Origin of the sequence: Rhodococcus sp. H36-A4, from assembly GCF_027158005.1 — a bacterium.
GTDB lineage: Bacteria > Actinomycetota > Actinomycetes > Mycobacteriales > Mycobacteriaceae > Rhodococcoides.
This window is the reverse complement of the sequence record NZ_JAPVLQ010000006.1, coordinates 47595-69890: the sequence shown is the minus strand read 5'-3', so window position 1 is coordinate 69890 and position 22296 is coordinate 47595. Positions and strand designations below refer to the sequence as shown.

Below are 22296 nucleotides of genomic sequence, written 5' to 3'. Positions count from 1 at the left end.
TCCGACCCCGAGGTCACGGGAGCGACGTGACGAGTGCTTCGACGTCGACGCGTGGTCCGGTGAAGAACGGAGTCTCCTCGCGAACGTGCCGACGCGCCTCGGTTGCGCGTAGGTCCCGCATCAGGTCGACGATCCGATCGAGTTCGGGAGCTTCGAAGGCGAGGATCCACTCGTAGTCACCCAACGCGAACGCCGGGACGGTGTTGGCGCGCACGTCCTTGTACCCGCGCGCGGCCTTGCCATGGTCGGAGAGCATCGTGCGCCGCTCTTCGTCGGGGAGCAAGTACCAATCGATGGAACGTACGAACGGGTAGACACAGATGTAGGCACCGGGTTCTTCGCCTGCGATGAACGCTGGGACGTGAGACTTGTTGAACTCGGCCGGCCGATGCAGCGCGGTGTTGCTCCACACTGGGGTACTGGCCTTACCGAGCGCGGTCGTGCGACGGAAATCAGAGTACGTAGCCTGCAGGTCTTCGATGCGTTCCGCGTGTGTCCACACCATGAAGTCGGCGTCGGCTCGCATGCCTGCGATGTCGTACACACCACGTACTGCGACGCCTTTGTCTTCCTGACTCTCGAAGAACACTCGCGCCTGCTTGGCGGCTTCGGCTCGGTCCTCACCCAGGACGCCGGGTGTGACCTTGAAGACCGAGAACATCAGGTAGCGGAGGGTCGAATTGAGGGTTGTGTAGTCCAAACGTGGCATGGCTCTATCGTGCCACTTCCGCAATGAGTGTGGCTGCTCTGGTGGCCGAAGCGACACAAGCAGGCACTCCGACACCGTGACTCCACGCGCCTGCCACTGCCAACCCGTCGACATCGCGCATAGCTGCCTCGATTGCGGCAACTCGACCCAGGTGGCCGGGTGCGTACTGAGGTAGGCCGCCGTGCCATCGCTGCACGAACGAGGACGACGGTGCAGAATCCACGCCGGTCACCCGATGCAGGTCTCGTACGGCCGCCTCGACCAACTGTTCGTCGGACCAGGTGAGCGGGCCTGCGTCGCCGAATCTTGCCAGCGAGGCACGGACGAGTGAGATACCGCGCTCCGCAATATGTGACCACTTCCTGCTGGACAACGTGAACGCCTTGACGGCCAGTCCGGCGTCGGTGGATACGAGCACGCCGGAGTTGTCGGGGAGATCGACGGCAGCGTCGAACGCCATGGCCACCACGACGGACGACGCGAGCTCGATTTCGGCTGCGGCTGCAGCGGCATCAGGAACGGCAGCGCACAGTATCGACGCCAGTGCCGGCGCGGGAACGGCCAGCACCACCGCGTCGACGTGCCCGATCGGATCCACCACCCAACCCTCGTCCTCGCGGTGAACGGCCGTCACGGCAGTGCCGAATACGGTGCGCGGTGCTGCAGCCGCTGTCAGCGCATCGATCAGGGTGCGATATCCATCACGCAGTGCTCCGAAAACCGGCGCTGAACTCGGAGCGGGAAGCGCAGATGCCACGGCCGCCGACAGACTGGTAGCTCCGGCGTCCAGGGCCGCTGCCAGGGTAGGTAGTGCTGCGCGGACCCCGATCGAATCGGAGAGCCCCGAGTAGACGCCGCCCAGCAACGGGTCGACCGATCTCGCGAGAACCTGTTCACCGAATCGCGACCCGACCAATTCGGCGACGCTGACATCGCTGTTTCGGTCCCAGGGCAATTCGGTGTCGCCCTCACCGGCGATAGCTGCCAGCGTCCGTGCATCCACCAGCCCCTCCACGGAGGCCGCGTCGGCCGGGATCCCCATCAGCGTTCCGGTCGGCAGTGGGTGAAGCTTCTCGCCCGAGAAGACGAGTGGACGCAATCCGGCCGGGTGGACGAGTTGCGCGCTCAATCCGAGCTCATCCATCAGGGCCGGCACTTCGGGTCGACGGCCGATGAAGGCCTCGGCACCGACATCGAACGGACCGCCCGCCAACGTGATCGTGCGCAACGTGCCGCCGAGGCGCATCGATTCTTCGACGATGGTGATGTCGGCTTCGGGACCCCACATCTGGCGCAACCTGAATGCAGCGACAAGGCCGGTTATCCCGCCACCCACCACCACAACCCGCGGCGGCCTTCCGGTCACAGCGAGTGCACCAACTCCACCACCCGGGTCAGCACATCCGGATCGGTATCGGGCAGAACTCCGTGCCCGAGGTTGAAGACATGCCCCAGAGCACCACCCTCGACAGCGCGATCGCCCTCGGCGACGATGCGTCGAACCTCACTCTCGACGGCATCCCAACCCGCGAAGAGCACCGCAGGGTCCAGGTTTCCCTGCAACGCCTTCCCCGGGCCGACGCGTCTGGCTGCGACATCGAGGGGAATCCGCCAGTCCACACCGACCATGTCGGCACCGGCCTCTCCCATGGCACCGAGGAGTTCGCCGGTCCCGACACCGAAATGAATCTTCGGTACGCCGGCCGGGGACATCGCATCGAGCACCTTGGTCGAGTGAGGCAGCACGAACTCGCGATAGTCCGCCAGTGAGAGCGCGCCGGCCCAGGAGTCGAAGAGCTGAACCGCGTCGACACCCGCCGCTAGCTGTGCCTGCAAGAACGTAATCGTCGTGTCCGCCAGAGTGTCGAGAAGGGTGTGCCACGTCGCTGGATCCGAGCGCATGAGCGCTTTGGTCTTCTCGTGGTTCTTACTCGGTCCACCTTCGACCAGGTAGGAGGCAAGCGTGAACGGAGCACCAGCGAATCCGATGAGCGGGGTATCACCCAGTTCGCGGGTGAGCGTTGTCACCGCATCGGTGACCGGCTCCACCTGCTCGGCGCTCAACGGCGGCAACGCTGCGACGTCGGCTGCCGAACGTACCGGCGACGCCACCACCGGCCCTGTCCCGGCAACGATGTCGAGATCTATACCTGCGGCCTTCAGTGGAACCACGATGTCCGAGAACAGGATGGCTGCATCGACATCATGGCGCCGAACCGGCTGCAGCGTGATCTCGACGACCAGATCGGCAGTGAAGCACGACTCGAGCATGCCGGTGCCGACTCTGAGCTTGCGGTACTCGGGAAGCGATCGTCCGGCCTGCCGCATGAACCACACCGGACGACGCGATGTCGGCCGTCCCGCGATGGTGGCCAACAAAGGCGCGTCGGGCAGCTGACGGCGAGGGTACGGCGCGTTTGTGTTCATTGCCATCCATGCTGCCACGAGAACAGAATATTGCCGCCACGCAGGCCTGAGCGCGTCTCATGGCCCCGACGATCCCAGGCCGGTTGCCCTGCAGTCGGTCACACTTGCGGCGCGCCTCCGACGATCCCGAAGGTGACGAGTCTAACGTCCGGAGTCGTGACCAATCCCGGATCCACTGCCGAACCTGCGCCGTTTCGATCGGCTGTCGAGGCGATGCAGCGGGCCGTCGTGCACCCCGCCATCGAACTCGGACCGATCCGGCCCCCGCAACGCCTAGCCCCGTTCAGCTACGCGATGGGCGCTGAAGTTCAGCATTCGACCTCCGAAGATATCGCGGAACAATCCGACGGCGATGCGTTCGGTCGGCTGATTCTGCTCTATGACCCGGACGGTGACGAAGCCTGGAACGGAACTAGGCGTCTTGTGGCCTACATCCAGGCCGATGTCGATGAATCGCTTGCCTCCGACCCCATGCTGCCCGAGGTGGCGTGGAGTTGGTTGGTCGATGCCTTGGAGAGCCGGTCGGAGTCACTGAACGCCCTCGGCGGGACGGTGACGTCGACGAGTTCGGTGCGCTACGGCGATATCGCCGGTCCACCGCGAGCCCATCAGCTCGAATTGCGCGCGTCGTGGACCCCCACCACCGGAGAGTTGGCTCCGCATGTCGAGGCCTTCTGCGAGGTGCTTGCCTATGCTGCCGGACTGCCACCCGCCGGTATTACCGAACTCCGCACGCACGGTGGTAACCGGACCTGAGTTCGCACGGCTTCGCGGTACGAGGGCTTAGAGTCTGCTCTCATGTCAGCGATGAGTTCCAACGATGCCTCGGACGTAACGAACGACGGTGACAATGTCGATGCGCCCGCTCCGACACCCCTGCTGGCGCCTGTCGACGGCGTTCCAGCAGTCATCGACACCCCCGAGGGCGTGGTGGCGGCGGCGAAGCTACTCGCGGGTGGTCACGGCCCGCTAGCGGTAGATGCCGAACGTGCGTCCGGTTTCAGATATTCGCAGCGCGCCTACCTATTGCAGTTTCGACGACGAGGCGCAGGCACCGTCCTGCTCGACCCGATCCCGGTAACCGGCGCACTCGAACCGCTGGCTTCGGTGATCAATCCACTCGAATGGGTCCTGCACTCGGCCGACCAGGATTTGCCCGGTCTCGCCGAACTCGGTCTCGTGCCGGCGGCTTTGTACGACACCGAACTAGCCGGACGACTAGCCGGTTTCGAACGAGTCGGGCTCGGTCCGATCGTGGAACGCACGCTCGGCTTGTCGCTTCAGAAGGGGCACGGAGCCGCAGATTGGTCCACACGCCCACTCCCCGACACCTGGCTGAACTATGCCGCGCTCGACGTCGAAGTTCTGCTCGAGCTGCGCGATGCGATGGCCGAAGAACTCGCTGCGAAGGACAAAACAGAGTGGGCACGACAAGAGTTTGCGCACATCCTTGCGCTGGGTCCACCAAAGCCCAAGCCTGACCGCTGGCGAAAGACGTCAGGAATCCACGCCGTCAAGTCGGCGAGGGTACTGGCCTCCGTGCGTGAATTGTGGCGTGCACGCGACGAGATCGCGGAGCACCGAGATATAGCGCCGAGCCGAATTCTGCCCGATTCCGCGATTGTCGCCGCAGCGACGGCAGACCCGAAGACAGAGGGCGAACTACGTGCATTGCCGGTCTTCGGTGGTCCGCGTCAGCGACGCTCGACCAAGGTATGGCTGTCCGCCCTCGAGCGCGCACGACGCTTACCGAGCGAGGAACTTCCACCCAAGTCCGCTCCCTTCGACGGCCCTCCTCCAGTGAATCGGTGGGCACGTCGTGAACCCGAGGCCGCGGAAAGACTGACCACCGTACGTACGGCGATGACAGCACTGAGCGAAGACGTCGAGGTGCCCGTGGAGAACCTACTCATGCCGGATCTGCTTCGACGCCTGGTGTGGGATTGGACACCTGACGAAGGTGATGTCGCGGAGGTCATCATCGACAAGAAGCTCACCGAGGGCCGGGCCCGACCGTGGCAGCGGGAACTGGTCGTACCAGTTCTGGCCGACGCCTTGACTTCCGAACAAGAGCCTGGGACCCCTCGGCAAGAGAGTGGCACCCCTGAGTAAGTTACTGGCGGGTAATACCGGCTAGAGTGGATGGCGGTCCGGCGTCAGCCGGGCCGCAATTCCGCATCTTCCCGGGAGGATCGAAGCGTGTCTGTACCCGCATCCACAAGCTCACAGCGCAATGTCGTGTTCGTAGACGGCATCCGCACACCGTTCGGCAAAGCAGGCCCCAAAGGCATCTACGCCGATACTCGCGCCGACGACCTCGTCGTCAAAGCGATCCGCGAACTACTGCGCAAAAACCCGGCTCTGCCGCCGGAGCGCATCGACGAAGTCGCCATCGCGGCTACGACGCAAACCGGTGATCAGGGGCTGACCATCGGGCGCACGTCCGCTCTCCTCGCCGGACTCCCCCACAGCGTCCCCGGATTCGCCATCGACCGCATGTGTGCGGGCGCGATGACGTCCGTGACGACGACAGGTTCCGGAATCGGATTCGGTCAATACGACGTCGTCATCGCCGGTGGCGTCGAGCACATGGGCCGTCACCCGATGGGCGAAGGTGTAGATCCCAACCCTCGCTTTCTCACCGATAGGCTCGTCGATCCAAGTGCACTCGTTATGGGCAACACGGCCGAGAATCTGCACGATCGGTTTCCGAGTATCACCAAGGACCGCACCGACGCCTATGCCGTCGCGAGCCAGAACAAGTACGAGGCCGCCAAGAAGGCCGGTTTCATCGCCGACACACTCGTACCGGTCGCCACCAAGTCCGCCGCTGGTTGGGGCCTGGCCACCGAGGACGAGCCACCACGTCCCGGAACAACTATCGACGATCTCGCGAAGCTGAAGACTCCGTTCCGCCCAGCGGGCCGGGTCACAGCAGGAAATGCTGCCGGTCTCAACGACGGTGCCACCGCTGCGATCCTCGCCGGCGAGGACACCGCGCACGAGCTCGGTCTGAACATCGGTATGCGCATGGTCGGCTTCTCGTTTGCAGGCGTCGACCCTGCGGTCATGGGCATCGGACCGGTCCCCGCCACCGAGAAGTTGCTCGGTCGCACCGGTTTGAGCATCTCCGATATCGGGTTGTTCGAAATCAACGAGGCGTTCGCAGTGCAGGTTCTCGCGTTCCTCGAGCACTACGGCATCGCCGACGACGATCCCCGTGTCAACCAGTGGGGCGGCGCCATCGCCTGCGGGCACCCCCTCGCGTCCTCGGGTGTGCGACTGATGACCCAGTTGAGCCGCCAGTTCGCTCAACGCCCCGACGTTCGTTACGGCCTGACGACCATGTGCATCGGTCTCGGCATGGGCGGAACCGTCATTTGGGAAAATCCGATCCACTCCGAATACTCAGGAGCGAAGGCATGAGCGACGTCACCACTAGCCCCACGAGCGAAGCGACAAAGAAACCAGTGATGCCCGACGAGGTTGTCACGAACGCGTTCACCAAGATCATCTCCGTACCCGGCCTCGAAGGCAGCATTGCCCTCGTCACGCTGGACAACGGTTACGACCACACCAAGCCGTCGACGTTCGGACCGGCCGGACTCGCGCGGTTCGATGCCGCACTCGACGAGGCCTTCGCAGCTGATCCCGTTGCTATCGCGGTGACCGGCAAGCCGTTCATCTTCGCTGTCGGTGCCGACCTCAACGGCGTACCCAACATCAAGACCAAGGACGAGGCGCTTCAGATCGGGCAACTCGGTCACAAGGTGTTCCGCCGCCTGCGCGAGTCGAACATCCCGACGTTCGCTTTCATCAACGGCGCTGCACTCGGCGGTGGACTCGAAGTCGGATTGCACTCCCACTACCGAACTGTCGCTGACAACGCCGCAGCTTTGGGGCTCCCCGAGGCATTTCTCGGACTCGTTCCCGGCTGGGGCGGCACCCAGTTGCTGCCCAACATCGTCGGTGCTTCCACCGCAGTGACCGTCATCATCGAGAATTCGCTCAACCAGAACCGCACGCTGAAGCCGCAGCAAGCTGTGGACCTGGGCATCGTCGACGCCATGTTCGGCGGCGCCGACTTCATCGAGCAGTCTCTCGCATGGGCTGTTCGGGTGTTGAACGGCGACGTCGTTCCGAATCGGCCCGAGATCGATCGCGGCAAAGCATGGGACGACGCCATTGCGCGTGCGAAGGGCATCGTGGCCGGCAAGACGGGCAACTTCGCACCGGGCCCCGTAGCTGCGGTAGAACTGCTCGAGCTTGCCAAGAGCACCGACATCACCGATTCAGCTTCGCTGGACAAGGCCTTCGCCGCCGAAGACGAAGCACTCTCGACGTTGCTGGTCAAGGACGAACTTCGCGCCGGGTTGTACGCGTTCGATCTCACGCAGAAACGCGCGAAGCGTCCCGCAGGTGCACCCGACAAGTCGCTGGCACGCAAGATCACGGGCGTCGGCATCGTCGGTGCCGGGTTGATGGCCAGTCAGCTTGCCTTGCTGTTCGTGCGTCAGCTGAAAGTGCCCGTTATTCTGACCGACATCGACCAGGAGCGCATCGACAAGGGCGTCGGTTACGTCCACGGTGAAATCGACAAGCTGCTCGGTAAGAAGCGCCTCTCCCCCGACGCCGCGAATCGACTGAAGGCGTTGGTGTCCGGATCGATCGACAAGGCCGCTTTCGCCAAGACCGATTTCGTCATCGAGGCCGTGTTCGAAAACCTCGATGTGAAGAAGAAGGTGTTCGCCGAGGTCGAAGAATTCGTCTCCGCTGAAACGATTCTCGCGACGAACACGTCCTCGCTGTCGATCACCAAGATGGCTGCAGATCTGAAGCACCCGGAACGCGTTGTGGGGTTCCACTTCTTCAACCCTGTAGCCGTCCTTCCACTTCTCGAGGTAGTCAAGGGCGAGAAGACCGACGATGTAACGCTGGCAACAGCATTCGCGACTGCGAAGACCCTCAAGAAGTCCGCGGTTCTGTCCGCAGATCTTCCGGGCTTCGTGTTCAACCGCTTGGTGACCCGCGCATCCAACGAGATCATCGGGGCAATCGACGAGGGCACCCCCTTCGACGTCGCCGACGGTGCAGTAGGCGAACTCGGTATGCCGATGAGCCCGTTGACTCTCCTCGCGCTGGTCGGGCCTGCCGTCGCATTGCATACGGCCGAGACGCTTGCAGAGGCCTACCCGGATCGGTTCAAGGACTCACCCGGATTCCGCGCCCTGGTCGAGGCGAAGAAGCCCGGCGTCTGGACGTACGGACCCGACGGCCAGGTCGTCGACCCCGAGGTTGCGGCCCTATGGCCACAGGGTGACTCACCATCGACTGCAGAGCAGGTGCTCGATCGCACCCGCAACGCAATCGCCGACGAGATCCGAATCATGCTCGACGAAGGCGTCGTCGCAGCACCCGAGGACATCGACCTCTGCCTGCTGCTCGGCGGTGGGTTCGGATTCTGGAACGGCGGCATCACGCCGTACCTCGATCGTAGTGGCGCATCGGAGGCGGCCACCGGGCAGCGTTTCCTCGCTCCCGGCGTTGCCAGCGTCTGAGTCGAGCCCCAGACGCGTCTGAGTCGAATACTGAGAGACGGCCCGCACTTTCGATGTGCGAGCCGTCTTTCATTTCGACACCCTTTGTCGTTTTGCCACCCCCACGGTGACTACCCGACACATGCGGTAACTCTTCGGGTGAAAATCCGCCGATTTGCACCACTTCCGCGCGGACCGGGGCCATGATGGCCTAACCACCATCGCTGCTGGCACACGACCTCGAAAGCTGGGTTCGCAATGACGCAACCTACAGATCGCTACACCGCAAAAGTCATCGGAGTCACCGTCGCCGCAGCAGTCGGCGGCTTTCTCTTCGGTTTCGACAGTTCGGTCGTCAACGGTGCGGTCGATTCGATTCAGGAGAATTTCGGCCTGAGCTCGTTCATCACCGGTTTCGCCGTCGCCATTGCGCTACTCGGTTGCGCGGTAGGCGCATGGTTCGCCGGTCGACTCGCCGATAGCTGGGGACGCAAACGCGTCATGCTGCTCGGCTCGGCACTGTTCACCATCTCGTCGGTCGGTTCAGGTTTCGCATTCAGTGTTCCGGACCTGATGCTGTGGCGGGTCATCGGCGGATTGGGGATCGGGATCGCTTCGGTGATTGCGCCTGCATACATCTCGGAGATCGCCCCGGCGAAGTACCGCGGCGGTCTCGCGTCACTTCAGCAGTTGGCGATCACCATCGGTATTTTCGCCGCATTGCTCTCCGACGCGGTACTGCAGAACGCTGCAGGTGGGCCATCGAACGACCTGTGGTTCGGGATGGAAGCTTGGCGATGGATGTTCCTCGTTGGCGTCGTCCCCGCGCTCGTGTACGGCTTCCTCGCCACGCTCATTCCGGAATCGCCCAGATACCTGGTAGGCAAGCACCTCGACGAAGAGGCCGCGCGCATTCTCGGTGAAATCTCCGGCGAAATGCATCCGAACGAACGAGTCAAGGAAATTCGACTCACACTCAGAGCTGAGGCCAAATCTTCGTTTGCGGACATACGGGGGCCTAAATTCGGACTGCAACCCATCGTCTGGGTCGGTATCACCATGGCGATTCTGCAGCAATTCGTCGGCATCAATGCGATCTTCTACTACTCGACGACTCTCTGGAAATCGGTCGGGTTCAGCGAGAATCAGTCTTTCGTCACCTCGGTGATCACGTCGGTCATCAACGTGAGCATGACCTTCGTGGCGATTCTGTTCGTCGATCGATTCGGCCGAAAGAATCTATTGCAGATCGGTTCCATCGGAATGTTCGTCGGTCTGGTTCTTGCAGCAGTGTCCTTCACGCAGTCGATCGGGTCCGGGGACGACATCACCCTCCCCGATCCATGGGGTCCGGTGGCCCTTGTCGGTGCCAATCTGTTCGTCGTTTTCTTTGCTGCTACCTGGGGACCGATCATGTGGGTCATGCTCGGTGAAATGTTCCCCAACCGAATGCGCGCGGTCGCACTGGGAATCAGTACCGCCGCCAATTGGGTAGCCAACTTTGCAATCACGCTGGCTTTCCCTCCACTGACCGAGACAATCGGACTCGGATTCATCTACGCATTCTTCGCGTTCTTCGCTTTGCTCTCATTCTTCTTCGTCAAGTTCAAGATTCGCGAGACCAAGGGCATGGAACTCGAAGACATGGTTATCTGAGCCACTTCTCGGAGAGAGTGAGATGTCATGTCCACGTTCGTCGTCGAATACTCCTACACACCGGAATCATCCTCCGGTAGAGACGATCACCGGACGGATCACCGTGCATGGCTCACCGAGATGATCCGACGCGGGATCGTGCGATCTTCCGGACCATTGGCGGACCACAGTGGCGCAAAGTTCATAGTCGAGTCGACAGATTTGGACACGGCCAGTCGATTGTTCACCTACGATCCGTTCGTTCGTGCTCATCTCGTCGAGAACGTACGCGTCGCCGAGTGGTCCCCTCCCACTGACGATTCCAGCGACTGAGGTTCACGATTCGATCGACGCGACCACCGAGTCGCGGCCGGACGCACATCAGCGCAGGTTCAGGGTGACTTGGACCAGCCCACGATTCGCTGTGCGACGTCTTCCGAGGTCAAGCCGAGCTCACCGAAAATCTGCTCACGAGAGGCGTGATCCAGGAATCTCTGTGGCACACCGATGCTGTGGCAGATCGTGTCGACCCCCACGGCGCGGACCGCGGCAGACACGCTCGATCCGATTCCGCCATGTAGGCCCGAATCTTCGATCGTGACGACGAGACGGAACTCCTTGGCCATCTCGAGGAGCGATTCCGGCACCGGAAGCACCCAGCGCGGATCGATCACTGTAACCGACAGACCCTGAGCTGCAAGCTTCTCAGCTGCATCGACCGCCATCGAAGCGAAGGCCCCCACGGCAACAATGAGAACATCACGCACTCCGGACTCCGGCTCGACAAGGACGTCGACAATACCGTCGAGCCGTCGCAGCGCTGGAACATCATCCGTCACAGCACCTTTGGGGAACCGCAGCGCCGTGGGACCGTCGTGTACCGCCAAAGCTTCGGCGAGCTCCTCCCGAAGGGTTGCGCAGTCACGAGGAGCAGCGACACGGATTCCTGGAACTATCCCCAGCAGTGACATGTCCCACATGCCGTTGTGACTGGCTCCGTCGTTGCCGGTGACACCTGCACGGTCGAGAACCAAAGTAACGGGCAAGTTCAGCAACGCGACATCCATGAGCAACTGATCGAATGCACGATTGAGGAACGTCGAGTACACGGCTACGACTGGATGCATCCCGCCGAGCGCAAGGCCTGCCGCCGAGGTCATGGCATGCTGTTCCGCGATCCCGACGTCGAAGAGCCGACCGGGGTACTTCTCGCCGAATGCAGCCAAACCGGTCGGACCTGCCATCGCCGCACTGATCGCGACGATATCCTCGCGATCGGCCGCGATATCGATCAGTTCACGAGAGAAGACCGACGTCCAGTCCGGTGCGGCCACCGAGCGTGATTGTCCGGTGAGCGGATCGATGACACCGGTGGCGTGCATCTGATCGGCAACATTGTTCTCGGCGTGCGCGTAACCCATCCCTTTGCGCGTCACCGCGTGGACGATGACTGGGCCGCCGTAGTCCTTGGCGCGCCGAAGTGCCGACTCGAGCGCAGGCTCATCGTGACCGTCGACGGGTCCGAGGTACTTGATACCAAGATCGGTGAAAAGGACCTGAGGGCTCAGCGCATCTTTCACGCCGGCCTTCATGCCGTGCAACATCGCGTATGCGGTCTTGCCGACGAACGGAATCTTGCGGACGATGCGTCGACCGTTGTCGAGGACCCGCTCATAACCGGGTTGCAGCCGAAGCGCTGCGAGATGCTCGGCGAGGCCGCCTATCGTCGGTGCGTAGGAACGTCCATTGTCGTTGACAACGATGACAACCGAACGGTCTTTGCCTGCGGCGATGTTGTTGAGGGCCTCCCAACACATGCCACCGGTCAGGGCACCGTCGCCGACGACGGCCACCACGGACCTGTCGGTTTGCCCTTTCAGTTCGAAAGCTTTTGCCAGTCCGTCCGCGTACGACAGCGAAGCCGATGCGTGTGAAGATTCGACCCAGTCGTGTTCACTCTCTGCGCGTGAGGGGTAGCCGGAAAGACCGCCCTGCTTGCGCAGCGAATCGAAGGCTCCGGTCCGACCGGTCATCATCTTGTGCACGTAGGCCTGGTGGCCGGTGTCCCAAATGATCGGGTCGTGTGGCGAGGAGAAGATACGGTGGATTGCAAGCGTCAACTCGACGACACCGAGATTCGGTCCGAGATGACCTCCCGTCGCCGACACCTTGTCGACCAGGAACTCACGGACCTCGTCTGCCAGGTCTGCCACTTCGGACGGGGCCAGTCGGCGCAAGTCCTCGGGCGTCTGAATTCGAGCTAGGACACCCAACGAGATCGCTCCCTCCGGCCGGAAATCTTCGGTCCTTGCAGTCTTGCCTTGTTCGATGCGAACTGTCTTGTCTCCCCAGTCTACGTAGCGTCCCGTGGAGCGACGCCGAGATAGCTCCTACTGATCGACAATACTGCGGTCCGGCATATGCACCCAACAATCCCAGCGCGTCGATCGTCACATCGCAGGCGGTGGCCGCAGCATAGGGTCACCTCATGACAACTGTCGTGGATCAGATCCTGAAGGACGTGTTCGACGCGTGTCGAGACAATACGTCGGGCGCGGTTGCCGATTACATTCCGGAGCTCGCGGCAGTCGCACCCGACGGTTACGGGATATCCCTCGCGACCAGCGATGGCTATGTCTACGAAATCGGCGACACTGCGACCCCCTTCACCATTCAGTCGATCTCGAAGCCGTTCACCTATGCACTGGCACTGACAGATCGTGGGGAGGCTGCAGTTGCCCGCAAAATCGATATCGAACCGTCGGGTGAGCCGTTCAACGAGATCAGTTTGGACCCGATCACTGAACGTCCCAGAAACCCGATGATCAATGCCGGCGCGATCACCTCGGCGTCGTTGATCAAAGGACGCACACGGAAAGAGCGCTTCGAGCGGATCAGGTTGGCGTACTCGCGTTATGCGGGCCGAGAACTCACCTTCAACGAGAGCGTCTACGCCTCCGAGGCCAGAACCGGAAATCGAAACCGCGCGATCGGATACATGCTGCGGTCCTTCGACATCATCGAGGAGAATCCAGACGCGGCCGTCGACCTCTACTTTCGTCAATGTTCGATCGATGTGACCGCGGCCGATCTGGCCATGATGGCAGCCACCATGGCCAACAACGGCGTGAATCCACGAACGAGGGAACGAGCTCTGGCACCCGCCCTCGTCGAACGAGTACTCAGCGTCATGACCACCTGCGGAATGTACGACGGAGCAGGCGACTGGGTTGCGCGAGTGGGTATGCCCGCCAAGAGCGGGGTCGGAGGTGGACTGCTCGCAGTGTTGCCGGGGCAGATGGGAATTGCGGTGTATTCCCCGCGTCTGGATCAACACGGGAGCAGCGTGCGTGGAGTGGCGACCTGTCGCGAATTGTCCACCAGGCTCGAACTTCACTTCCTGCATGTGACCCGTGCAGCCCGTTCGGCAATACGCGCTCGCTACACGCTCACCGAAGTACCGTCTCGAAAGCGCAGAAGTGACGTCGAGCAAGATGCTCTCGCCGAATTCGGTACTCGCGCAAGGGTATACGAACTACATGGCGACCTGTTGTTCTCTGGTGCCGAAACAGCCGTACGCGAGATCGGCAACCTCGACGATAAGCTCGACGCGTTGGTCATCGATGTCCGTGGGGTCGGCGAGGTCAGTGACGTAGCGCGGAACATGTTCGATGACCTGCACAAACACCTCGCCGAACGTGGCTGCCGAGCCTCACTGGTCGACCCACAGGGCATCATGGGACACAAGGTTTCCAGTGTCGACCCGAACGCTGTAGCGGGGCGGATCTTCTCCGATGCCGGCTCGGCGATTCGATGGGCGGAAGAGTTGCTACTCGACCGCTACTGCGTTGGTCCTCGGCAGCCCGAGACGATCTCGGTATCCGAACATCCGGTCCTGTGCGGACTGACCCCCGCCCAGCATGAGGAAGTGGAAGCGCTGATCGATATCCGGCACTATCCCCAGGGTCAAGTGATCGTGCGCGGCGGCGACTCGGCGTCGGGGCTGTTCCTGGTGCTCGCCGGTGAAGTCAGCTCGATCTTCGTGGCCGAAGACGGTTCACGTCATCGAATAACGACGTTGTCGCCGGGCATGAGCTTCGGCGAGATGCCACTCTTGACCGGCACGACCTTCATCCTAGACTTTTGCGCGGACACGCCGTTGACCGTAGGAGTGCTCTCGGTCGCGGACTTCGATGCACTGACGAAAGACGCACCCGCCGTGAAACTGGAGCTACTGACCAACCTCGCTACGGGGGCATACCTGCAGATGAACACAGCCATAAAGTCGCTAGGCCAGTTCGAAACGCGGCGCTGAACACAGAGTGCGGGTCCCGTTGGAGCATGGACGCCGGCGGAAGAATCTCCACCGGCGTCCTCGTCGACACAGCTCCAGCTGTCACCTTGTTGCTGGGCGCTATGTTCCTAGGCCCTAAGTTGCTAGGCGCTCAATGTCGCCATTGTCAGCACCTCGGTCGGCTGCGGTGAGCCGCCTGCGGGTTCGAGCGAGAAAGCGAAGTTGGTTGCTCCCCCCATTCCCTCGATGACCGTCTTGCCGCCTTCCGCCAGCTGCGCCGGTGAGACCAGCCCGACCGACCGTGGAGTTCCTTCGACGAACCACATCTGATAGTCCTTGCCCGCCTCCGGTGGCGCCACACCGTCGAGTTCCACTACAGCCGAGTCGGCTTCGCGTGAATACGAGATCTTCGCCGTACCTCCACCGGGGAAGCTTGCTGTGGACTCTTGAGTGTCACCGTACGCAATCACCTGCTCGGCCTGCGTCGGGCTTGGATCGTTTCCGATCACTTGCGTCGCGACCACACCTCCACCGACGACAACGACCACTGCCGCGGCCGCCGCCATCAACGAGGTACGCAGCCTGGTGTTCCGTCGATCACGGTGACCCTTCATGCTCGTCACGTTCGACGCGGTCGGTGTGGGCGGGGGCACTTGCGTCGTACGCGGAAGATCGTCGAGGACCCGTCTGCGAACCTCTGCCGGGGGCTCGACGGCATCGAGCACCGACGCCAGCGCCAACGTCTCCTGAATCTCCCCGACGAGAATGCCGAACTGGACGCGGGCGGTATCGTCGACCGACTCGAGATCGCGCTGGATCTCTGTTTCTTCTGCTGCACTGACTGCATGGAGGGCATATACCTCCGCGGAATCGAGCAATCGCTGCCGTATCGCTTCGTTCATGAGGGTGTCACCCCCAAACATGTCTTCAACTTGATCAGCCCATCTCGTATTCGCGATTTGATGGTCGGTACCGCTACCTCGAGCCGCTCGGCAACCTCGCGGTAGGTCCAACCGCTGTAATAAGCCATTCGCACAGATTCACGCTGGGTGTCGGTCAACGTATCGAGGCACGCGATCACAGCCTCGGATTCGAGCCGTTGCGTGACCGCTTCGAGCACCTCGTCGTGCTCGGGTGAGTGGCTGATAGCGCCGTAGGCTGCCTCACGGTCGGTACCTGATTGCTCCGACCTGACCCGATCGACAGCCCGCCGATGAGCCAGAGTCATGATCCACGCGAGTGGACTGCCCTGCTTCGGATCGTAGTTCGGAGCCGATCGCCAAATCTGGAGAAAGACTTCCTGGGTGGTTTCCTCGCTGTACCCGGGGTCACGAAGTACGCGTAGCACCATGCCGTAGACGCGAGCAGACGTCGCGTCGTACAGCTCGGCGAACGCACGCTGGTCACCCTTGGCCACTGCTGCCATGAGACGACGAAGCCGCTCGGTCTCGTCCGCGCGCAAGTTACGCAACTGTGCGCTGGGGACTGCACACGCGGCTCCTTCGGAGTCCACCGATGCCGACGGGTAGTCGTCTGAATCGGAGGTCCCCTGAAACGGCGAGTCCGAACTCGGGGTGGCGCTCACCGGACCAAGGTCCCAACTGATTCGAATCTGATCGCGTTCATTGATCAAGAGAGTAGTGCTCATATGGCTCTCACACCGAAACCTCCGCGTTTTCCCGCCGCACAAGGTATTCGGTACACGGAACGAAAGGGATGGGCGAGCGCGAAAATTGGATTGCGGGCGAGGCGAAAATCAGGCGATCATGGAGGAATGGAATCATCGGCGGCAATATCGACTCACGGCATCGTCAAACGATTCGGCGATACCGTTGCCGTCGACGGTATCGATCTGACCGTTCCATGTGGTGGGGTGTACGGCGTGCTGGGCCCGAACGGAGCAGGCAAGACGACAACCATTCGGATGCTGGCAACGCTCCTCCCCCTGGACGGCGGCAGCGCCCGCATTCTCGGTCACGACCTCGCCACCGAGTCGCGAGCCATCCGGAGCAAGGTCTCGCTCACCGGCCAATTCGCGTCTCTCGACGAGGACCTGACCGGTACCGAGAACCTCGTTCTTCTTGCGCGGCTCTATGGATACTCCCGTCCTGCAGCACGTTCGCGGTCGGAACAACTTCTGACGGCGTTCGGGATCGCCGATGCCGGTGGGCGTCAGGTGAAGACGTATTCGGGCGGAATGCGGCGTCGGATCGATATCGCCGCAAGCATCATCGTCACTCCTGAGCTCATTTTTCTCGACGAACCGACCACAGGGCTCGATCCGCGGAGCCGAAACCAGGTCTGGGAGATCATCAGGGCACTCGTGGCCGGCGGAACAACAGTGCTGTTGACGACGCAGTACCTAGACGAGGCCGATCACTTGGCGGGTCGAGTCGCTGTCATCGACCGAGGGAAGGTCATCGCGGAAGGGACTACCGGAGACTTGAAGGCGTCTGTCGGGGCAGGTGCACTTCATGTGCGCGTTCTCGATCCGGCGCGGCGCAGCGCAGCCGCCGCGATACTGCGAACCATCCTTACCGACGAGGTTGCGGAGGACGCAGATCCGGTGGCCATCTCTGCGCGAGTCGATTCTGCGTCGTCGGTAGCGGCCGCACTTCCCGCTTTCGAAGCAGCGGGTATCGCGATCGCTTCCTTTGCAATCGGACAACCGAGCCTGGATGAGGTCTTCCTCGCTCTGACGGGGCATGCCTCGGAGACGGAGACCGCATCATGACGACCACGACACTCACCGACGCTTCCGCCTCGGTGTCCGAGGTACTGCGTAGCGCCGGGCCACGACCACCGCGACCCAGTGCACTGTCCACATCGTTGAGTTTCGGCTGGCGGGCGTTGCTGAAAATCAAACACGTGCCGGAGCAACTATTCGACGTCACAATGTTTCCGATTATGTTCACGCTGCTGTTCACCTACCTTTTCGGCGGCGCATTGGCGGGTTCGACCACCGCCTACGTCCAATTTCTGCTTCCCGGAATCCTCGTGCAGACCGTGGTCATGATCACCATGTACACCGGCGTCACGTTGAACAAGGACATCGAGAAGGGCGTGTTCGACCGATTCCGCTCTTTGCCCATCTGGCGTCCGTCGCCTCTGGTCGGCGCGTTGCTCGGTGATGTCGTGCGCTACACGCTCGCATCGGTCATCGTGTTGATTCTGGGGTTGATCATCGGATTCCGCCCAGCCGGTGGGATGCTCGGTGTCGCGGCGTCGATTGTGCTTCTGCTGGTGTTTTCGTTTTGCCTGTCCTGGGTGTGGACGATGATCGCGATGATCGTTCGAACAGAATCAGCGGTCATGGCAGTATCGATGTTCATTCTTTTCCCATTGACCTTCGCCAGCAACATCTTCGTCGATCCGCAAACCATGCCTGGGTGGTTGCGAGCCTTCGTCGAGGTCAATCCGGTGAGCTTTCTCGTGACCTCGATCAGATCACTGATGTCCGGCGACACCGATGTCACTGCATTGACGGTGACCACGGTGATGTGCGCTGGGTTCCTGGGCGTCTTCGGACCGATCACGATGCGTCTCTACAACCGAAAGACCTAACTGTGTTCGAGTCCTAGCGACCGCGTGCCGCCGTTCGTGCTCGATGTCGCCGCACCGCATCACGGTTGGAACAGACAGTCCCGCAGTATCGTTGACGGCCCGTTCTGGATACGTCCGCGAACGCGGTGCTGCAATCTTCGGCCGCGCACCGACCCAACCGCGACATTCCGCGCCCAGTCAGATGAAGCGCAGTTCCCACGCTGACCAAGGCCCGAATTACTGACCCCAGGGCGATATTGGGGTCTCGATAGTGGATGTGCCACCCATCTCCTGCGTGGTTGGTCAGACGCGGGTAAGCAGACGCACGGGTGAGCAAACCGTTGAGGATTTCCGCTCGAGATTCATCCGTGGAGGCGTCGATCACCGTCGACCATTCGGCCAGAAAAGCAATCGTGTCCACCAGGTCGGAGTCACCGGGGACGGTGTCGACAACCAACCCCGCCTCGACGCAGCGCCGACCGAGTTCCGCGGCCGACTCGGGTGGAGCATTGAGCAAGCCGACCCCCAAGTGCACGGCATACGTTCCGTAAGGGTTGATATGCATAAGACCATTACAGCACAGTGGGGTTATGCATAGCCACAAAAACCACTCCCATGGCTGGGCAACAGCCTCTCGTCACAACACGAGCGAAGGAGCGATCAGCTACCAGAACTGCACATGCGGAGCCCATCGGATTCTCTCCTCATGCACCTACGAGCCAGGAATCCTCGCCCTCGTCAGCGCCCGATGAGAAAACTCCATGAAATCGCGTCTGCAACCGAGTCCTGGCGCGAGATTCCACCCCTGCGTCAGCCCCTCGAAAGCCATTACTCGATCGCTGTGTGGTGCTCGAAATAAGTCCTCAGCTCTACCTGGTGAACAAGCCGATGCACTCCACGTGGTGCGTGAGCGGAAAGGCGTCGAATGCACGCATCGCTTCGAATGTGTACCCAGCCTCTCGATACAGACCGACATCTCGGGCGAACGACGCTGGGTCGCAACCGATGTGAACGATGCGTCGCGGTGAACGTGATGCGACACACGAGACGACCTCCTTGCCTGCACCCGCGCGAGGAGGATCGAGCACGACGACGTCGGGAGCGTCCAGCAGCTCGACCACTCGTTCCACTCGGCCAGGTTCGAACGCCACTTGCTTCACGTCCTGCAGCGCTGCGGCGCCGTCCGCTGCCGCGCGTCGAGAGAATTCGACACTGACCACCTGCCCGTCGGTGCCGACACTGGGCGCCAGGCTGGCGGCGAACACCCCGACACCGCCGTACAAGTCCCACGCAACCGATCCTGGATTAGGTAGTGCCCATTCGGCTACGACATCGCTGTACATCTGTGCGGCCCCGCGATGTGCCTGCCAGAAGCCGCTCGCATCCAGTTCCCACTCCCGTCCGGCAACGAATTCGTGTGCCCGACCGCTACCGACGACTGTGCGCTGCGCCCGCTGCTGCGCCGACGCAGACCGTCGGGCGGACGCACCTCGCCTGCCCGGCGAACGTCGCCCCGTTCTCGACACCGGTGCGGGTGCAATCTCGACAACGTGTCGCTCGCCTGTACCGTCGACCGCCACGGCAAGCTCCGCCCCCGGACGCCACTTCTCTTCGTTCAATACGTCGAGAGCACCCGACATCACCTGGGGGCACTCGAGCTCGGTCACGATGGTCGAACTTCGGTAGCGGTGAAAACCCGCGCGCCCGGCAAGATCCACGGTTAGTCGAACCCGGCTTCGCCACCCGGTTCCATCTCCCGTGAACGGCAATTCCTCCACCTCGACGGCACGCTCGATGCCCGCGATACGACGCAATTGCGCGCTCACCACGGACGCCTTCATGGCCCGGCCGGCAGCCAAGGTCGCGTGCGAGTAGTCACAGCATCCGGATCCACCTGGACCCGATATCGGGCACAGCGGCGAAATCCGATCCGGTGATGCGACGATGATTTCCACCGCATCCGCTCGGCAGAACGACCCGCCGCGATCCTCTGTCACTGCCGCACGGACGATCTCGCCCGGCAATCCGTGACGCACGAACATCACTCGGCCCTCGTGGCGCGCAACACAAAAACCTCCGTGGCCCGGCGCCCCGAGTGTCACTTCGATGTTCTGGCCTACCCAGTTCTCACTCATCGCGCTCACTTCGCCGTCGGCGGTTCGTACCCGCGGCGGGACGCACCCGGAGCGTTTTGGATCGACTCTCGTTTCGCCTTCTCCGACGAGTGCAACTGCCACGGGACGCTGGTCACCATCACCCCCGGCTGGAACAGCAGGCGGCTCTTCAGTCTGAGGGCACTCTGGTTGTGCAGAATCTGCTCCCACCAGTGTCCGACGACGTACTCGGGGATGAACACGGTCACGACGTCGCGCGGCGAATCCCGGCGCACTCTCTTGACGTAGTCGAGGACCGGCCTGGTGATTTCACGGTACGGCGACTCCACGACTTTGAGCGGCACCGTGACGTCGCTCGCTTCCCAACCCCGAACGAGTGCGCGGGTGTCCTGTTCATCGACGTTCACCGTGATGGCTTCGAGTGTGTCCGGCCTGGTTGCGCGCGCGTATGCCAACGCACGCATCGTGGGCATGTGTAGTTTCGACACCAACACGATCGAGTGTGTCCGGCTCGGCAGGACGCCATCCCACTCCTCGTTCTCGAGTTCGCGTGCCACCGTGTCGTAGTGCTTGCGGATCATCCGCATCAGAACGAATATCGCGATCATCGCCACGATGGCAATCCACGCGCCCGCTGCGAACTTCGTGATCAGCACAATCACGAGCACGGTAGCCGTCATGGCCAGGCCGATGCTGTTCACGATCCGTGAGCGGAACATGTGCCGACGTTGGTCCGGGTCCTTCTCGCTGCGCAGCAAGCGGGTCCAGTGGCGGATCATTCCCGTCTGGCTCAGCGTGAAGGAGACGAATACTCCGACGATGTACAGCTGAATCAGCTTCGTCACTTCGGCACCGAACACAACGACGAACGCGATCGCGGCACCCGACAGAAACAGAATGCCGTTGCTGAAGGCAAGGCGATCACCGCGGGTGTGCAGCTGGCGCGGAAGGTAGCGGTCCTGCGCGAGAACCGATCCGAGCACCGGGAACCCGTTGAATGCCGTGTTCGCGGCGAGCACGAGGATCAGAGCAGTGACGACGGTGATGAAGAAGAAACCGATCGGAAAGCCGGAGAAGACCGTTTCGGCCAATTGGGCGATCAACGTCTTCTGCTGGTAGCCGTCAGGGGCTCCGATCAGCTGCTCACCGGGCTCCATCGCATACTTGATGCCGATCTTCTCGGCCAAGATGATGATTCCCATCATCAGAGTGATGCCGATGACGCCGAGCATGAGCAAGGTCGTCGCGGCATTCTTCGACTTCGGTTTGCGGAATGCGGGCACGCCGTTACTGATGGCTTCCACACCCGTCAGCGCTGCACAGCCGGATGAGAATGCTCGTGCGATGAGGAACGCGAAAGCGATTCCGTACAGATTCGAGTCCTCGGCTTTCAACTCGAAGACTGCCGAATCTGCTTTCAGATCCTCACCGAATACGTACACCCGGATCAGCCCCCAGGCCAGCATCAACACCATGCCGACCATGAATGCATAGGTGGGAACCGCGAATGCCGCCCCCGATTCTCGGATTCCTCGCAGGTTGATCGAGGTGATGAGCACGATCGCCACGACGGCGAACAGCACCTTGTGTTCGGCCACCAGCGGCACAGCCGAGCCGATGTTCGATGCCGCGGCCGATATCGAGACCGCAACCGTCAACACGTAGTCGACCATCAGCGCGCTGCCCACCGTGAGCCCCGCCGTGGTCCCCAGATTGACCGTCGCAACCTCGTAATCGCCGCCACCGGAAGGATAGGCGTGCACGTTCTGCCGATAGCTTGCGACAACGACAGCCATCACGACGCAGACAGCTAGGCCGATCCACGGCGTCAATGCATAAGCGGAGATTCCGGCGACCGAGAGGACAAGAAATATCTCCTCCGGCGCGTAGGCCACCGAGGACATGGCGTCCGAAGCGAAAACGGGAAGCGCTATTCGTTTGGGAAGTAGGGTATGACCGAGCTTGTCGCTGCGGAACGGCCTACCGAGCACTAGCCGCTTGGCGGCGGTCGAAACCTTGGACACGGTGCAAAGCGTA

The 22296-nt window shown here is 62.0% G+C and carries 18 protein-coding genes; 9 read left to right on the top strand and 9 right to left on the bottom strand.

Features of this window, described 5'->3' with window-relative positions:
• Window positions 1–13: 13 nt before the first annotated feature.
• Genes hemQ through hemE form a run of 3 tightly spaced genes read right to left on the bottom strand, consistent with a single transcriptional unit; the run spans window position 14 to window position 3136 of the window.
• A complete protein-coding gene (hemQ, locus tag O1W68_RS16945) occupies window positions 14–709 on the bottom strand; it encodes a hydrogen peroxide-dependent heme synthase (RefSeq protein ID WP_269305513.1) in 696 nt (231 codons plus the stop codon).
• A gap of 4 nt (window positions 710–713) precedes the next feature.
• Window positions 714–2075, bottom strand: coding sequence for a protoporphyrinogen oxidase (locus O1W68_RS16940; protein WP_269305511.1), 1362 nt, complete (start codon window positions 2073–2075; stop codon window positions 714–716).
• Entirely contained in the window at window positions 2072–3136 is a 1065-nt protein-coding gene (hemE, locus tag O1W68_RS16935; protein ID WP_269305510.1) for a uroporphyrinogen decarboxylase, read from the bottom strand. Before hemE ends, O1W68_RS16940 begins: the two co-directional genes overlap by 4 nt.
• A 156-nt stretch (window positions 3137–3292) precedes the next feature.
• On the opposite strand from hemE, the gene O1W68_RS16930 reads away from it, so the two are divergent.
• The 6 genes from O1W68_RS16930 to O1W68_RS16905 all read left to right on the top strand — a co-directional run bounded on the left by O1W68_RS16930 (window position 3293) and on the right by O1W68_RS16905 (window position 10641).
• Entirely contained in the window at window positions 3293–3892 is a 600-nt protein-coding gene (locus O1W68_RS16930) for a DUF3000 domain-containing protein (protein ID WP_269305509.1), read from the top strand.
• 42 nt (window positions 3893–3934) lie between these two features.
• On the top strand, window positions 3935–5248 hold the full coding sequence (locus tag O1W68_RS16925; RefSeq protein ID WP_269305506.1) for a ribonuclease D: 1314 nt from the start codon (window positions 3935–3937) through the stop codon (window positions 5246–5248).
• 87 nt (window positions 5249–5335) lie between these two features.
• Window positions 5336–6562, top strand: coding sequence for a thiolase family protein (locus O1W68_RS16920; protein WP_269305504.1), 1227 nt, complete (start codon window positions 5336–5338; stop codon window positions 6560–6562).
• Entirely contained in the window at window positions 6559–8694 is a 2136-nt protein-coding gene (locus O1W68_RS16915; RefSeq protein WP_269305502.1) for a 3-hydroxyacyl-CoA dehydrogenase NAD-binding domain-containing protein, read from the top strand. The genes O1W68_RS16920 and O1W68_RS16915 overlap by 4 nt, the downstream gene beginning before the upstream one ends.
• A 237-nt stretch (window positions 8695–8931) precedes the next feature.
• Window positions 8932–10329 carry a sugar porter family MFS transporter gene (locus O1W68_RS16910; protein ID WP_269305500.1) on the top strand — a complete coding sequence of 466 codons (1398 nt, stop codon included), beginning with the start codon at window positions 8932–8934 and terminating at the stop codon, window positions 10327–10329.
• Between the two features lie 27 nt (window positions 10330–10356).
• A complete protein-coding gene (locus O1W68_RS16905; RefSeq protein WP_269305498.1) occupies window positions 10357–10641 on the top strand; it encodes a YciI family protein in 285 nt (94 codons plus the stop codon).
• 59 nt (window positions 10642–10700) lie between these two features.
• Here O1W68_RS16905 and dxs read toward each other — a convergent pair whose 3' ends face one another.
• Window positions 10701–12581 (bottom strand): 1-deoxy-D-xylulose-5-phosphate synthase, encoded by a 1881-nt coding sequence (gene dxs, locus O1W68_RS16900; protein WP_269305497.1) that lies wholly within the window; start codon window positions 12579–12581, stop codon window positions 10701–10703.
• 215 nt (window positions 12582–12796) lie between these two features.
• On the opposite strand from dxs, the gene glsA reads away from it, so the two are divergent.
• On the top strand, window positions 12797–14623 hold the full coding sequence (glsA, locus tag O1W68_RS16895; RefSeq protein WP_269305495.1) for a glutaminase A: 1827 nt from the start codon (window positions 12797–12799) through the stop codon (window positions 14621–14623).
• A 122-nt stretch (window positions 14624–14745) separates the two neighbouring features.
• Here glsA and O1W68_RS16890 read toward each other — a convergent pair whose 3' ends face one another.
• Complete coding sequence (locus O1W68_RS16890; protein ID WP_269305493.1) at window positions 14746–15504, bottom strand: anti-sigma factor; 759 nt, start codon at window positions 15502–15504, stop codon at window positions 14746–14748.
• Complete coding sequence (locus O1W68_RS16885) at window positions 15501–16250, bottom strand: sigma-70 family RNA polymerase sigma factor (protein ID WP_269305491.1); 750 nt, start codon at window positions 16248–16250, stop codon at window positions 15501–15503. Before O1W68_RS16885 ends, O1W68_RS16890 begins: the two co-directional genes overlap by 4 nt.
• 126 nt (window positions 16251–16376) lie before the next feature.
• On the opposite strand from O1W68_RS16885, the gene O1W68_RS16880 reads away from it, so the two are divergent.
• Together O1W68_RS16880 and O1W68_RS16875 are read left to right on the top strand one after the other, a co-directional pair.
• Entirely contained in the window at window positions 16377–17336 is a 960-nt protein-coding gene (locus O1W68_RS16880) for an ATP-binding cassette domain-containing protein (protein ID WP_269305489.1), read from the top strand.
• Window positions 17333–18166 (top strand): ABC transporter permease, encoded by an 834-nt coding sequence (locus O1W68_RS16875; RefSeq protein WP_269305487.1) that lies wholly within the window; start codon window positions 17333–17335, stop codon window positions 18164–18166. Before O1W68_RS16880 ends, O1W68_RS16875 begins: the two co-directional genes overlap by 4 nt.
• A gap of 13 nt (window positions 18167–18179) precedes the next feature.
• On the opposite strand, the gene O1W68_RS16870 is transcribed toward O1W68_RS16875, so the two are convergent.
• From O1W68_RS16870 to O1W68_RS16860, 3 genes are all read right to left on the bottom strand, one after another.
• Complete coding sequence (locus O1W68_RS16870; protein WP_269305485.1) at window positions 18180–18710, bottom strand: CGNR zinc finger domain-containing protein; 531 nt, start codon at window positions 18708–18710, stop codon at window positions 18180–18182.
• Window positions 18711–19014: 304 nt separating this feature from the next.
• Window positions 19015–20280: a class I SAM-dependent RNA methyltransferase gene (locus O1W68_RS16865; RefSeq protein WP_269305483.1), complete on the bottom strand. Its 1266-nt coding sequence runs from the start codon at window positions 20278–20280 to the stop codon at window positions 19015–19017.
• A gap of 5 nt (window positions 20281–20285) precedes the next feature.
• Window positions 20286–22283 (bottom strand): APC family permease, encoded by a 1998-nt coding sequence (locus O1W68_RS16860; protein WP_269305481.1) that lies wholly within the window; start codon window positions 22281–22283, stop codon window positions 20286–20288.
• Between the last annotated feature and the right edge of the window lie 13 nt (window positions 22284–22296).